Genomic DNA, 13693 nt, shown 5'->3' on the forward strand with positions numbered 1-13693 from the left:
TTCTCCCTGGACGTCTGCATCGACGGGATCGCGGCCCACGCGCAGGCTTGAGCGGCCGGTCAGTAGTCCGGTAGCGGCCTGATGGTGACGTCCTTGGAGACGGTGACCTGGTCGATGTCGGTGGTGCGCACGGTGAGGCGCATGGTCCAGGTGCCGGGCAGCGGAAGCCGCAGGCTCTCCGTCCACCAATAGCCCTTCCTGTCCACGAGCTTCGCGTCCAGCGGGCCGATCCGCTGGGCGCGATGGGTGAGGGTGAGACGGAGTTCGGGAACGGTGGAGACACCGGTGTCGGGTCCGAACACCAGGGCCTGCACCGTGTTGTCGCCGACCTGCCCCGGGTCGAAGGTGATCTGCACCTTGCCTTGCCCGTTCGGCGTACCGACGTCGAACGGGACCGTCGCCACCGCCGCCGGGGGCCGCCGGGACGCGGTGGCAGCTGCGGCGCTCTCCTCGGCGGCGCGGCTGGGCTGGGTTCCGGTGAGCACGGTGGTGATCGCCAGGACGACAACACCGAGGACGGCTTCGGTGGCGACCGACCGGCGCAGCCCGCGCCGGTACTGGTCGGAGGACGAGGACGGAGGGCCGGACGAGCCGGACGCGGACGGTGAGGAGCCGGACGGGTCGGGGTCGGACAGGTTGGAGTCGGAGGGGTCGGAGCTATCGGTGGGATCGCCCGGGCCGGGTGGCCCGGCGTTGTCCCCGCCCTCGGTTGTGCCGCTGCCCGAGGAGGCGCCGACACCCACGCGCTCGGCCACCCGTACGCGTTGCGGCTCTGCAGCCGAGTGGGTTTCCGTCGTCTGCGGTTCCTGGCTGAGTTGCGCGGTCCACCGGCGGGAGAACGCCGCCGCGGTCAGCACCAGGAACACGGCGGCGACCTTGAGCCTGAGGAGATTGCCGTACTCGGTGGTGGTGAGCGCGTTCAAGGAGCCGAGCTGCCGCCAGGACTGGTAGACCCCGGTGACAACCAGGACGGCGACCGCGGTGAACGCCAGCCGGGAGAAGCGCGCGACCGCCGTTGCCGGGATCACCGTGCCGGTGGGTGCCCGGAACAGGGCGAGGGTCAGCGCGACCAGCCCGCCCAGCCACACCGCCATGGCGAGCAGGTGCAGCACGGAGACCGGGATCGCCAGCGGCACCTGGATACCGGTGGAGGCATGCTCGGCGGCGGCCCAGGTGAGGGCCAGGCCCAGGGCGAACAGCGCTCCCGCCGCACGTGCCCCGGTACCGAACTGCGGATTGTCGGCGGGCGGAGCGGTGGCGCCCGCGGTGATGGTGGACGACGTGTCCGTACGATCGGCTGCGTCGGCGGCGGACTCGTGCCGTGTCTGCTCGGCCGTGCGGCGGTGCCGGGCGGTGAACAGCGCCGCGAGGGCGCCTGCGCCGGCCAGCAGCAACAGCCGTGTGCCCAGGGCCGCCCCGGTCCTGCCGGTGATGGTCCGGCCCAGGAGCGAGGGGTCGGCCACCGCGCTGAGACCTTGTCCGGTCTCGTATGGGCCGCGGAGCAGCAGCAGGACGACGGTGGAGGCGGCCAGCGTCGTCCAGCCGCCGATCAGCAGCTTGCGCAGCGGGCGCAGCCCGGCCGCGGCGGGCCAGCAGACGAGGGCGAAGACGGCGACACCGATGAGCAGGGCGAGGCCGCCGTACGCGACGTAGCGGAAGAAGCCGTAGAGGCGGGAGGCGACGGTGTCGTCCGGGGACTCGTCCGGCACTGCGGCGGTGGCGGCGGATGGTGTGCCGATGGAGAAGGTGAACGCGCCCGAGACCGGATGGCTGTCCGCGGAGACGACCCGCCAGGACACAATGTACGTACCCTCGGCCAGCTTCCCGCGCAGCAGCACCCGGGCGGTGCTCCCCTTCCCGCCCGCGTGTGTGATCGCACCGCGGTCGACCCGCTCGTTCTTCGGGGACAGCACGCGCAGGGAGCCGTCGGAGAGGCTGACGTTCTCGGTGAAGGCGAGCGTGATGTGCTGCGGGGCCGTCTTGAGGACGGAGGTGTCGGCCGGTGCGGACCGGGTCAGGGTGGCGTGGGCGGAGGCCGGTCCGGCGCCGCCGAAAAGGAGGGCGAGCACGGCGCCGACCAGGAGGAGGGCGGTCAGCGGTGTCCTGGTCCGGCGCGGTGCCGTGGGCATGGAGGAGCCTCCGGGTGGGTGGGTCGTACGGTGCGGTCGTGGCCCGGCCCGTGCGGGCTGCGGTGGTCGGGGGCGGAGCTGCCGCTACGACGTGCTCGGCGCCGGTGTCGGGCCGATGCCCCGCAGTTGCTGAATGGTCCCGCCGAGCTTGGTACGGAACTGCTCCAGCATCTCCGGCTCTTTCGCGCTGAGGATCCAGCGCGTGCCGACCAGGTATTTGCCCCCGTAGATGGCGGCGGAGTCCAGCCAGGTCTGCTTGTACTTCTCCTCGGGGAAGGTGGTGATGAGGTAGTCGACCTTCTTCGTGTGACAGAGGCCCTGGCGCAGTTGGTCCGCCTCGATGCGGATCTTGGGCTTGCAGCCGGTCAGGTTGGCGATCACCTCGACCTTCGCCGGGGCCACCACCGCCGCCGCGGGCGCGTCGGAGATCTCCGACGGCTTGCTGCTCGCCGAAGCGCCGTCATCATCACCACCACTGCTGCAGGCCGTGGCCAGGGGAAGGAGGGCCAGGCTCGCGGCCAGTGCGGCGCCGTGTATCAGGCGGGTGGTGGGCAGAGTGCGGCCGGTGCGTCCTCGCTGTGGCTGCTCCGACTGCTCGGGATGCTGTGGCACGTGCCTCTCCGTCTCCAGGCTGTTCCCGTCCGCGTCGGCGGCCAGGTGTACGACAAGGGGTACGGGTGAACTTCGGTGGACGTTCACCCCGTATGTCATGAAAGGTCCGTAGGGCGGTAGGGGAGCCGCCCCACGGACCGGTCTCTACGCCGAGACGCGGGTGCGCTCGGGCTGAACGGTGTGGGCGTTGTGCTGATCCGCCCAGTTCTGCAGGGCGCTCATGCAGGCGTGGTCGAGGTGCCGCAGCCCGGCGAGGTTGAGCTCGATGGGCCGGTGCGCGGGCAGTTGCTCCAGGGCGTCGAGGATGCGCGGCAGGCGCAGGAAGGTGGCATGGCCGCGGATCCGCACCCGCACCGCGCCCGTACCGGAGTCGTCGACGTCGATGTGGACGTGCGAGGTCTCCCAGGCCGTCTTCACCACCGCGAGCAGCAGCCCGATCAACACGCCCTCGAACATGTTGGTGACCAGGATCGCCCCGCCGTGATCACCAACACCACGGCCTCGCCCCGGTGTTCGCGCCACAGCGGCCCCAGCTCCTTGACCGGCAGCAGCTTGAAGCCGGCATGGATGAGGACGCCGGCGAGCGCGGCGGTCGGGATCATGCCGAGCGCGCCCGGCACGCCGGAGGCGACCGCGACGCCCACGCACAGCGGCAGGGCGACGAGGAAGACGACCAGAGACGAGGTGAAGTCGGTGCGCAGGGCGGACCGGAGGGAGGAAAGAGGGGAAGTCATGGCGTTCTCTCTGCGGGGCGAAGGAACGTCGTGTGGAAGGCGACCGGAGCGGACGGACGGGTCTGTGGGGCCGTGGTCCGAGCGGGTCACAGCGGCTTGAAAGTGCGGCGGCCGGAAGCGGCGGCGAGGACTTCGCCGGTCTCGACGGTGTAGTACCAGGCGTGCAGCCGCAGCCGTCCGGACGACAGGCGTCGGGCGATGAACGGGTAGCTGCGCAGGTGGTCGAGCTGAATGAGGACGTGTTGCTGGGTCACGGCGACCGGGTCCTCGCCGAGCCCTTGGGGCTGCCACGGCTCGTCGGTCCGGGTGCGGTGTCCGGCACGGGACAGCCAGTGTCGTACGAGCGGCAGCGTCTGGACGTTCTGCTCGCGCATCAGCCCCTGGACGGCACCGCAGTGCGAGTGGCCGCAGACGACGATGTTCGGCACCTGCAGGGCCTGGACGGCGAATTCGAGGGACCCGGCGACACCGCACGCGACCTGCGACCGGTACGGGGGGCACGATGTTGCCCGCGGTGCGCAGTTCAAAGAGGTCGCCGGGGCTGGCACCGGTGAACAGGGCGGGGATGACACGGGAGTCGGAGCAGGAGATGAACAGGGCCTGGGGCTGCTGCCCCTGAGCCAGCTGGGCGAACTCCTCCTGCTGGTCGGAGATCTTCTCGGGGAACGTACGAGCGTGCTCGATGAGGGTCTGCATGAAAGTTGGCCTCGTGACTCTTCGTGGGGCTCTCAGGACGAAAGGGCGCGAAGAGTGCGTGCTGCGCGCGTCCGGCGTACGCGTCAGCGAGCCGTGGCGAGCGGTCGATTGAACGCTCGGCCCGCGACGGTGGTGGTGCGTACCGGTAGCGGGGAGGATGCGCGGAGCACGCTGCCGATCAGCAGCGGAAGGTCTGCAGGGTGCTGGGAGTGGGGGCGAGTCCGGAGCCGGGATTCCAGACGTCTCTCGCGGTGCGGGGATGCGCCGCACCGGACACGATGACGAGGGATGTCGTCGTCTCGTCCGCGGTCGCGTCGTCGACGAGCGACGGTGGCTCGACCAGGTGACTTGTCCGCGGCGGCAGGGCGAGAGCGTCGTCCGTAGCCTCGTGGTACTGCGAGCCGGTGCCGAGGCTGGCCGCAGCGGACACGGAACCCTGCGGTTTCCAGGGCTCCGATTCGATTGCGGGTGCCATGGCGGACACCGCGCTCGGCGGGGCCGATGAGTGGTGGGGCAGTCCGAAGTGCAGCATGACGGCAGCAGCCAGCAGCACGACTGCTGCCGTCATGCGCCGCATCACCACTGGGCCCCCGATGTCTTGCTCGTGCTGACGCCAAAACGTTACCGGCCCACATCCCTCGTACATGCTGAACTCCCGGGTAGAAAAGGTGACATGAGCAACACCGGCACTCTCGTTGCAGGAGCAATCACCCGGTTCGGTGGAGCATGCCGGATGTAGGGAAGCGGTGAGGGTCGAGCGGCGGTGCGGTGCTATCCGCAGACTGTGGAGAGTCGGCGCAGGACCGCCGTGGCTCGGGCGCGCGGGCGCCGCCGGGCGGACACGGCCGAGGCCGCTGCGGACGCGGGCTTCGGTGCTGTGACGATCTGGCTGCGGGCTGCGGCCTCCTCGGTCGGCGGGTGGGTCGGCCGGGTGTGCGGGCGGGCGAGTTCGGCGCGTACGAGCGCGCCGACGGCGGCGTGGACGTCCCTGACAAGCTCACCAGGGCGCGCAAGCTCCTCAACAGCCTGACCGCGGCACAGCGCGCCAAGATGGAAGCCGACCAGAAGCGCGAAGACGCCGCGGCGGGCGTCAGCGACTCCCCGGCTACGTACAACGGCCCGGCCAGCGGCCGCGGCAAGGCGGCCCTCGATTTCGCGTACGCGCAGCTGGGCAAGCCCTACGAGTGGGGCGCGACCGGCCCCAACTCCTTCGACTGCTCGGGACTCACCGGCGCCTCCTGGCGTGCGGCGGGCGTTTCGCTGCCGCGCACCGTCAAGCAGCAGTACGACGCAGGCCGGAAGGTGGCCAGGGCCGATCTGCAGCCCGGCGACATCATCTACTGGTACAACGACAACCAGCGCAACGGCATGTACGTCGGCAACGGCAAGGCCATCCACGCGCCGCGCACCGGCAAGAACGTCGAGATCGTCCCGTTGGACTCCATGCCGTTCTTCGCAGCCAGCAGACCTTGAGCACCGACACCCGTGCTACGCAAGGGACTTCAGCGACCGCCCGCTCGGCCGCCGCAGCAGCGGGCACATCGGAACGGTAGCCAGCTTGCTCAAATCCCGGCGCGATCCCGAGGCCCGGGCGCACGCCGGAGCCGTAATCGGCACCCCACCTCACGCCGCCCACGGCGAGCGCCGCCCTTCCAACTGCTGAGATCTCCCTGGCCGCGGTCTCACACGTGAATGCCACCCATGCCCGGCACAAACGCCTCAGCGGACGCCCATACATCTCGGACGGCGACATCGTCCGGCGGCCGGGATTCACCCGGCGAGCACCGATAGGGCGGCCGGATGGGAACCGACCTCCGGCCGGGCATCCGGAGACGCCATCCCGCGCTTCCTGGACGTGTACGCGATGGGAAGGTTGCAGCGCCGTCCGGGCCCTCTCAGCCCAGCGGGCGAACGGCGGACGAACTGGTCGCCGTTCGCCCCGGTCCGCTCCCCCTACCAGCCGACGCGGTCGCAGCCGGTGTGCTCGGCGGGTTCGACCTGCAGGGTGGCATGGGAGACACCGTGGCGATCGCGCAACAGGTCGCGCGCCTGGTCGAGGACGGCGTGGCTGTCGGTGCGGTCAGCGGTGACCAAATGGGCCGTTGCCACGTTCATGCCCGAGGTCAGGGTCCACAGGTGCAGGTCATGCACGTCCTTCACGCCGCCGACGGCGGACAGATCGTCGGCCACAGCGGCCGAGTCCATGCCTGCCGGCACGTGCTGGCCGAGGACGGCGAAGACCTCGCGGCCCAGCGCAACGGCGCGCACCGCGACGAACGCACCGATGGCGAGGGCGACCAGGGTGTCCCAGAGCGGCTGACCGGTGGCGGCCACCAGCCCGCCCGCCAGAATCACGCCGACCGAGCCGGCGGTGTCAGCCACGACTTCCAGGTAGGCGCCCTTGACGTTCAGGCTCTCGGACGCGCCGGACCGCAGCAGGAGCAGCGCGGCCACGTTGACCGCCAGGCCGAGCCCGCCCACGACGAGCATGGGACCGGAGGCGACCTCGGCGCCGCCGCCGATGCGGCCGATGGCTTCGAAGACCACGTAGACCGACACGCCGAGCATCAGCAGCACCGACAGCAGACTGGCGAACACCTCTGCGCGATAGGAGCCGTAGGTGCGGCGGCCGGTGGTGTCGGGCCGGGTGGCTATCCGGGTGGCCACCAACGCCGCGCCCAGCGCCACCACGTCGGCGGCCATGTGCCCGGCGTCCGACAGCAGCGCGAGCGAGCCCGACAGCAGCCCGTAGACCAGTTCGACCACGAAGAACGAACCGACCATGGCGAACGACACCGCAAGCCGCCATCGGTGCCGGCCTCCCGCGTGACTGCCCACCCCATGGCTGTGACCGCTTCCGCCCATGACCGCCTGCCCTCCCCTTTCCTGGTGTCTGTCCCAGGCAGGGAAACACACAGGGACCAAAAGGGGCAAAGGCTGCATCGGTGACCGTTGTCATGTCCGTTAACAGGCCACTGACCTGCGGAAACGTAACACTGCTTCGAAGGGGCGCGATTAGGACCTCCCAGCGGCGGGCCGAGTACGGAGGGGTGTGAATACGCGGCCAACGGCATACGGACGAACAGCCGCACCATTTCCAACAGCCCGACTGACTCTCCGAAGGCGTGCTCGACCAGGGCCATGAGGTTCTGCCCCGGCATGCCCCCGTCGATCGACGATGAGCACACGCCTGGTAGCGAGTACGCGACGTGGCAGGCGACCTGCGCACCCGCGAGTGCGGCGAGCATCTGGGTGTCCGAGAGCCTTCGGCGGGTCAGCGCGCCCGCGCACGCCACAGGGGCGAGCAGGGCCACGCCAGCCAGGCGCGGCGCGTCTCATGTACGAGCGCATGGCCGATCAGCGGCAGCGGCAGCAGCACGCACATCGCCGCCAAGACGGCAGCCCGCCAAGCCCGCAGCGCGCCCGCTTCGGGCATCCACAGCACCGTGCGGTCGCGGATCGGTCGCGCGTGCGCCACTCGCCGCAGCCGCCACCAGCGTCAGCCTGACTCTCACTGCCGAAGTCCCTCGCCTCGAACGGGCGCACCACCAGAGCGCAGCTTGCCGATGCCGGGCAGGAAAGCCGGTACGGGCGGCGTAGTGCTGGTACGCGGCGGGGTGGATGCGCAGCAATTGCAGGCGTCCTCGATGCGGTGGCCGGCCTGGGAGGCGAAGACGGCTGCGATACTCACCGCGGCCAGGACGCGGTGTCGATGGTGCGGTCGAAGGCCCAGGCGACGTGGCCGTCGGGACGGATCAGTGCGGTGTGGACGTTGGCCCACTGCTCGTCGGGCTGCGACAGACGGGTGGTGTGGCGGTGGGTTCCGTACGGAAGCGCGGGTGACGGGTCAGGACTGCGGCTCTCGTCGACGCCGTCGAGATCGAGCAGGAGGTGCCGTCCGCTGTTCATCAAGGAGAACAGGCTGGTGCCGTCCGCGAAAGCCAGGTCCGGTGCGCGGGTGCCGGTCAGCGGGTGCGCGGTGTGCGGGTCGGTCGGCGGGTAGCCGACGTCGAGGGCGGAGAGCCGTTCAGCGAGCGCGCGGGAAAGCACGGGCAGGTCACTGATCAGGTCTGCCAGGAAGGCGCGCAGTGCCTGGCCTTCGAAAGGGTAGGCGGTCATCAGGGCGGTCTGGGCCCGTGTGCCGGACAGCAGGCGTGCGCCGACGGGATGGCGCTCGGCGTGGTAGGTGTCCAGGAGGTCTGCGGGGGCCGTGCCCTGCAGGGTCGCGGCGAGCTTCCAGCCGAGGTTGGTGGCGTCCTGGAAGCCGACGTTGAGGCCCACGCCCCCGGTGGGAAAGTGCATGTGCGCGGCGTCGCCCGCGAGCAGGACCCGGTCCTTGCGGTAGGTGGCGGCCTGGCGGGTGGCGTTGCCGAAGCGGGAAAGCCAGTGCGCATCGCGCATACCGAAATCGGTACCCAGTACGCGCCGGGTCTTTTCGTGCATCTCTCGCAGGGTCAGCTCGCCGGGATGGTCGGGCCGGTGGTCTTCCGGGGCGATTCCGACGAAGCGGGTGAGGCCGCCGGGCAGGGGCACGGCCATCACGCCGCCCTGTGGGCCGAACTCGCTCACCGGGCCGACGGGCGGCTCGTCGAGGATGACATCGCCCAGCCATCCCCAGACCGTGGTGTCGGTGCCGGGGAAGTCGATGCCGACCGCCTCCCGCACCCGGCTGCGGGTGCCGTCGCAGCCCACGGCGTACCGCGCCTGCAGGGTGTACGGGCCATCGGGACCCTCCACCTCGATACGAACGGCGTCCGGTTCCTGCACCAGCCCTGTCACCCGATGCCCCCGCAGGACCCGAGCACCCATCCCCCGCGCATGCTCCTCCAGCAGCTCCTCGGTGCGCGCCTGAGGCAGGAGCAGGGTGAAGGGGTAGGGCGTGTCCAGGACACGGAAGTCCAGCCGGGCATCCAGTGCCCCGAAGTGCCCGGTGGGCAGGGGTGTGCCCGCGCCGACGAAGTCGTCCGCGAGGCCGCGCATCCCCAGGATCTCCACGGTCCGGGGATGGACGGTGAGCGCCTTGGAGTGCGGGTTGCGCTCACGCCGGGCCTCCAGGACTGTCACCGGCACTCCCTGTAACCGCAGTTCGGCGGCCAGCCACAAGCCCGTGGGCCCTGCCCCGACGACGATGACCTCTTCCACAGCACCCTCCTTGGTCAGTGACCAATTACAGGATTCAGTAGACTAGGTCAGTGACCAAGAAGCAAGCTCCGCAGCCGCCCCGCCCCGGACTGACGCCCCGCACTGTGGTGGACGCCGCACTGCGCCTCCTGGACGACAAGGGCCTGGAGGCCGTCACCGTGCGCGGCGTCGCGGACCTGCTCGGCGTGCGGATGAACACGGTGCTGTGGCACATCAAGAGCAAAACCCGGCTGCTGGAACTGATGGCCGATGCGATCGTCGGCACCATCACCTGCGAGGACCTGCCCGCAGACCCGCGCCACCGGGCGAGGGAACTGATGCACCGTTACCGGCGTGCTCTGCTTACTCATCGGGACGGAGCCGCACTCGTGACAGGCACCTATGCGGCCGAACCGCACACCCTGCGCTTCGCCGACACCCTTCTGCGCGCCCTCACCGACAGGGAACCCGCAGCCGCCCGAGCGGCCCGGACCCTCTATGCCCTCGTCTACTTCACCCTCGGCCTCACCCAGGAACAACAGGCCATGTCCGAGACCGACGAAGACCGCTTCCGCGAGGCAGTCACCACCGGCCCCTACCCCGCCCTCCGCGCCGCCCTGGATGCCCTCGCCGCGGACCCGTTCGACGCGCGATTCACCGACGGCATCGACCGCATCCTCGACTAGCAGCAGCCGCTGCCCATGCTCAGTCCCCCAGCACCCGAACCCAGCCCTTGACCTTCGAGTCGGGTCGAAGCTTTACCGTCGAAGACGTGACCAGCCTGCGCATCTCCCAGCTCGCGGCACGCACCGGCGTACCGCCGACCACCCTGCGCTTCTACGAGACCGCGGGACTGCTCACCGCCGACCGCACCCCGACGGGATACCGGGTCTACGGCGAGGCAGCAGTCGAGCGGCTCGCGTTCATCGGCGCCGCCAAGCACCTGGGTCTGCCGCTGGAGGAGATCGCCGAGCTGCTCGCGGTCTGGGACTCCGGGCGCTGCGCGGACGTGAAGGCCGACCTGCGGCCACGTATCACCGCCCATATCACCGAGGCCGAGGCACGCGCAGCCGAAGTGGCCGCGTTCACCGCCACACTGCACCGCGCGCTGGACCACCTCGACGCCCTGCCGGACCGGTCCGACCGCTGCGACCCGGAGTGCGGCTTCCTCTCCCCCCGCGCCCCCGCCGCCCGGCGGGTCGACGTGCCGCTGCTGCCCAGCCGCCGAGCTGCCGAGGCCGGCACCACGACTGCCGCCGAGGCCGAGCAGTGGCGGACCGCGCCGGTGGCCTGCTCGCTGACCGCCGACGGCATCGGCGAACGCACCGCCCAGTGGCAGCGGCTCACAGCCGGCGCCGAACGCCAGGACATCCCGGACGGCGTGCGGCTCACCCTGCCCGCCGAGCGCGCCGGGGACGTCGCCGCACTCGCCGCCGCCGAGCAGCGGTGCTGCCCCTTCTTCGATTTCCGGCTCCACCTCGACGGCCCGGCGCTGCACCTGGAGGTACGCGCCCCGGCCGAGGGCACGGCCCTGCTCCACGAGCTGTTCACCCCGGCCGCCTGACCCGCCCCCTCGCCGGAAAGAGGTTGCCGACGGCTACCGCTCCGATCGCTACGACATCGTCGGCGCTCTGAAATGCAGCACCAGCACACAGGACGTCTGAGCCAGATAGCCACCAACACCGCTCGGGACTATCACCCGAATGCTGCCTGGGCACATACAGCCGTCACTCGCCGTAGTCGGTCTACCTGAACAAATCTCGCACGGTTCCACCTTGAACCGGGGCCCCTCTGGGGAGAATCGGCTACATAACCCGGCGCGAAACTGAAAGGCAATGAAAGAAGCATCCGCGCAGGTCAGAGACGCCTCAAACCGCATACTCGCAGGTCATGGCCACCTGGTAGACAACTTCAAGAAGATCTCGTCGTGGGCGGCGATTCTCTTCGCTCCCACACTCGTGGGAACCATTTACGGCATGAACTTCGACGACATGCCCGAGCTGGGCTGGCACTTCGGATACCCCTTCGCGATCGGCCTGATGGGGGTGGTTTGCGCCAGTTTGTACGTGATTTTCAAGCGCCGGGACTGGCTCTAGGGTCGGCCAACACGTACGCAAGTAGCGCGCAGCGTTTGCTCTTTCCTCTCCCGAATACAGGACCGCGACGGGCCCTGGGGAGAAGTGATGGGGGACCTCGGCCGCAATGCGAGGTGGTGCACGACGGCGACACAATCACGCTGCTGCTCGCCGGTGGCTCCTGCGCCATGACCTACCGACGCCACGACCCTGCGCTTGGCCGCTGCGGGCCCTGACGAGGACACCCTGCCCAGGTCCAGCACGTCGTCGGCGTACACCTCGAACGGTTCGCCTCCGAGGAGGGACTGCGCGTCGTCTGGCACCACGCCTGACGAACCACCAGAGCCCTCGACACGTCCCCGGCCATCTCGCCGACGCCGGGGTGACGGGGCAACGCGGCAGAGCATTGTGGAGGCCGCGAATTCGGGAGGACTGTGCGCTGTCGCCCAGATGCGCCTGGGCGACAGCACCGGCCAAGCTCTGGGCGCCGTAGGCGATGCCTTCCTTGACGGCCTCCGTCTGTGCCTGATCGTGGCCGCAGCCCTGACACTGCTCGCCGCCCTGGTGTCCGTGATTCTGTTGCGCCGCCCGCGACGGGCGACCTCACGGATGCGGCCCCTCGGCTCCCAGACCATCACGCACCCAGCTCGGACCCTCTCGAAGCCGGCCGGTCACCTCAGTCGGCAATAGCGGGCGCCTTGGTCGGCCGCGCATGCCGTACGGCATTCAGGAGGCTGTCCCAGGACCGCTGGAATTTCTGGATCCCTTCGGTCTCCAGGACTTGGGCGACATTGCGGTAGGAAATCCCCAGTCCGGCGAGGGTACTGAAGTCGGATCGGGCCTGCTCGTAGGTTCCGGTGATGGTGTTGCCGGTGATCTCTCCGTGATCCGCTGTGGCATCGAGGGTGGCCTCCGGCATGGTGTTGACCGTGCCCGGTGCGACCAGCTCGGTGATGTAGAGGGTGTCGGGATACGAGGGGTCCTTCACACCCGTCGAGGCCCAGAGAGGGCGCTGCCTGTTTGCCGAGGCCCGGTCGAGGGCCGCCCAGCGGCCGGAAGCCTGTGTCGATCCGTCGGCAGAACCGAACACCTCCTCGTAAGCCTGGTAGGCGAGGCGGGCGTTGGCCAGGGCGGCTTTGCCGCGGGCCTCCTTGGCCTCGGGGGTGCCGATCGCGTCCAGTCGCTTGTCGATCTCGGTGTCGACGCGGGACACGAAGAAGGAGGCGACGGAGTGGATTGTGGAGAGGTCCAGACCACGCTCCTTGGCCTTCTCCAAGCCGATGAGGTAGGCGTCCATGACCTCGCGGTATCGCTCCAGCGAGAAGATCAGCGTGACGTTGACGCTGATGCCGAGGCCGATGACCTCGGTGATCGCAAGAAGACCTGCCTTGGTGGCCGGGATCTTGATGAGGGTGTTGGGCCGGTCCACCAGCCAGGCCAGCTGCTTGGCCTCGGCGACGGTCGCGGCCGTACCGTGCGCGAGGCACGGGTCGACCTCGATGGAGACCCAGCCGTCACGGCCGCCGGTGGCGTCGAACACCGGGCGCAGGATGTCTGCCGCGTCCCGGACATCCGCCGTGGTGATCATGCGGACGGCCTCGGAGACCGTCACACCGCGCAGCGCCAGTTCGCGGAACTGGTCCGCGTAGTCGTCACCCCTGCCGACCGCCTGCTCGAAGATCGTGGGGTTGGTGGTCACGCCGACCACATGCTTGCGCTCGATGAGTTCGGCGAGGTTTCCGGAGGTGATCCGCTTGCGGGACAGGTCGTCCAGCCAGATCGCGACACCTTCGTCGGAGAGGCGCTTGAGTACGTCGTCGGTCATGGAAGAGCTTCTCCTACTGGTGCTTGTTGTCGCGGTTGCTGTCCAGGGCGGCGAGGGAGGCGCGGGCTGCGGCTGCGACGTTCTCGGCGGTGAAGCCGAACTCGCGGAAGAGGACCTTGGCGTCGGCCGAAGCGCCGAAGTGCTCCAGGGAGACGATGTGTCCGGCGTCGCCGACGTACCGGTGCCAGGTCAGGCCCACGCCCGCCTCGACCGCGACCCTGGCCTTCACGGACGATGGCAGGACACTCTGGCGGTACTGCGCGGACTGCTCCTCGAACCACTCCACCGATGGCATCGAGACCACGCGGGTACCGACCCCCTCGGCTTCCAGCTGCCCGCGCGCCTCGACGGCGAGGTGCACCTCGGAACCGGTCGCGATGAGGATGACCTCCGGCATCTCGGTAGATGCCTCGAACAGGACGTAACCGCCACGTGCGGCGTTCTCGTTGGCCTCGTACGTCGGTACGCCCTGACGGGTCAGCGCGAGACCGTGCGGGGCGC

Annotated in this window: 13 protein-coding genes and 2 pseudogenes; 4 read left to right on the forward strand and 11 right to left on the reverse strand. The window is 69.8% G+C overall.

What is annotated here, in order from left to right; all coding sequences use genetic code 11:
* Window positions 1-59: 59 nt before the first annotated feature.
* The 6 genes and pseudogenes from IEZ21_RS20970 to IEZ21_RS20990 form a co-directional block, all read right to left on the reverse strand.
* The gene (locus IEZ21_RS20970; RefSeq protein WP_189323447.1) at window positions 60-2129 is read right to left on the reverse strand and encodes a copper resistance CopC/CopD family protein; all 2070 of its coding nucleotides are present in this window, start codon (window positions 2127-2129) and stop codon (window positions 60-62) included.
* Window positions 2130-2213: 84 nt separating this feature from the next.
* Window positions 2214-2840: a hypothetical protein gene (locus IEZ21_RS20975; RefSeq protein WP_373302257.1), complete on the reverse strand. Its 627-nt coding sequence runs from the start codon at window positions 2838-2840 to the stop codon at window positions 2214-2216.
* A 45-nt stretch (window positions 2841-2885) separates the two neighbouring features.
* Entirely contained in the window at window positions 2886-3197 is a 312-nt protein-coding gene (locus tag IEZ21_RS20980) for an STAS domain-containing protein (protein ID WP_308429639.1), read from the reverse strand.
* Window positions 3179-3475 (reverse strand): hypothetical protein, encoded by a 297-nt coding sequence (locus IEZ21_RS48620; RefSeq protein ID WP_308429640.1) that lies wholly within the window; start codon window positions 3473-3475, stop codon window positions 3179-3181. Before IEZ21_RS48620 ends, IEZ21_RS20980 begins: the two co-directional genes overlap by 19 nt.
* Before the next feature lie 86 nt (window positions 3476-3561).
* A pseudogene (locus IEZ21_RS20985) lies at window positions 3562-4171 on the reverse strand (carbonic anhydrase).
* Window positions 4172-4349: 178 nt separating this feature from the next.
* Entirely contained in the window at window positions 4350-4739 is a 390-nt protein-coding gene (locus IEZ21_RS20990) for a hypothetical protein (protein WP_189323448.1), read from the reverse strand.
* A 350-nt stretch (window positions 4740-5089) separates the two neighbouring features.
* On the opposite strand from IEZ21_RS20990, the gene IEZ21_RS20995 reads away from it, so the two are divergent.
* Window positions 5090-5644 carry a C40 family peptidase gene (locus IEZ21_RS20995; protein WP_246567963.1) on the forward strand — a complete coding sequence of 185 codons (555 nt, stop codon included), beginning with the start codon at window positions 5090-5092 and terminating at the stop codon, window positions 5642-5644.
* A 480-nt stretch (window positions 5645-6124) separates the two neighbouring features.
* Here IEZ21_RS20995 and IEZ21_RS21000 read toward each other — a convergent pair whose 3' ends face one another.
* The 3 genes from IEZ21_RS21000 to IEZ21_RS21010 form a co-directional block, all read right to left on the reverse strand.
* Entirely contained in the window at window positions 6125-6967 is an 843-nt protein-coding gene (locus IEZ21_RS21000) for a cation diffusion facilitator family transporter (protein WP_246567965.1), read from the reverse strand.
* A 478-nt stretch (window positions 6968-7445) separates the two neighbouring features.
* Window positions 7446-7649, reverse strand: coding sequence for a hypothetical protein (locus IEZ21_RS21005; protein ID WP_189323450.1), 204 nt, complete (start codon window positions 7647-7649; stop codon window positions 7446-7448).
* 209 nt (window positions 7650-7858) lie between these two features.
* Window positions 7859-9313 carry an FAD-dependent monooxygenase gene (locus IEZ21_RS21010; protein ID WP_189323451.1) on the reverse strand — a complete coding sequence of 485 codons (1455 nt, stop codon included), beginning with the start codon at window positions 9311-9313 and terminating at the stop codon, window positions 7859-7861.
* Window positions 9314-9363: 50 nt separating this feature from the next.
* Here IEZ21_RS21010 and IEZ21_RS21015 point away from each other — a divergent pair, with 50 nt between their 5' ends.
* The 3 genes and pseudogenes from IEZ21_RS21015 to IEZ21_RS21025 form a co-directional block, all read left to right on the forward strand.
* Entirely contained in the window at window positions 9364-9978 is a 615-nt protein-coding gene (locus IEZ21_RS21015) for a TetR/AcrR family transcriptional regulator C-terminal domain-containing protein (protein WP_189323452.1), read from the forward strand.
* Between the two features lie 86 nt (window positions 9979-10064).
* Window positions 10065-10856 (forward strand): MerR family transcriptional regulator, encoded by a 792-nt coding sequence (locus IEZ21_RS21020; RefSeq protein WP_189323453.1) that lies wholly within the window; start codon window positions 10065-10067, stop codon window positions 10854-10856.
* Window positions 10857-11163: 307 nt separating this feature from the next.
* Window positions 11164-11388 (forward strand): annotated as a pseudogene (locus IEZ21_RS21025) (CorA family divalent cation transporter); the annotation flags it as partial.
* A 655-nt stretch (window positions 11389-12043) separates the two neighbouring features.
* On the opposite strand, the gene tal reads toward IEZ21_RS21025, so the two are convergent.
* Complete coding sequence (gene tal, locus IEZ21_RS21030; RefSeq protein ID WP_189323454.1) at window positions 12044-13192, reverse strand: transaldolase; 1149 nt, start codon at window positions 13190-13192, stop codon at window positions 12044-12046.
* A 13-nt stretch (window positions 13193-13205) separates the two neighbouring features.
* On the reverse strand, window positions 13206-13693 hold a 488-nt coding region (locus IEZ21_RS21035), incomplete at its 5' end, for a transketolase-like TK C-terminal-containing protein (protein WP_281399463.1).

It is taken from the genome of Streptomyces flaveus (genome assembly GCF_014647675.1).
In the GTDB taxonomy this organism is placed as follows: Bacteria; Actinomycetota; Actinomycetes; order Streptomycetales; family Streptomycetaceae; genus Streptomyces; species Streptomyces flaveus.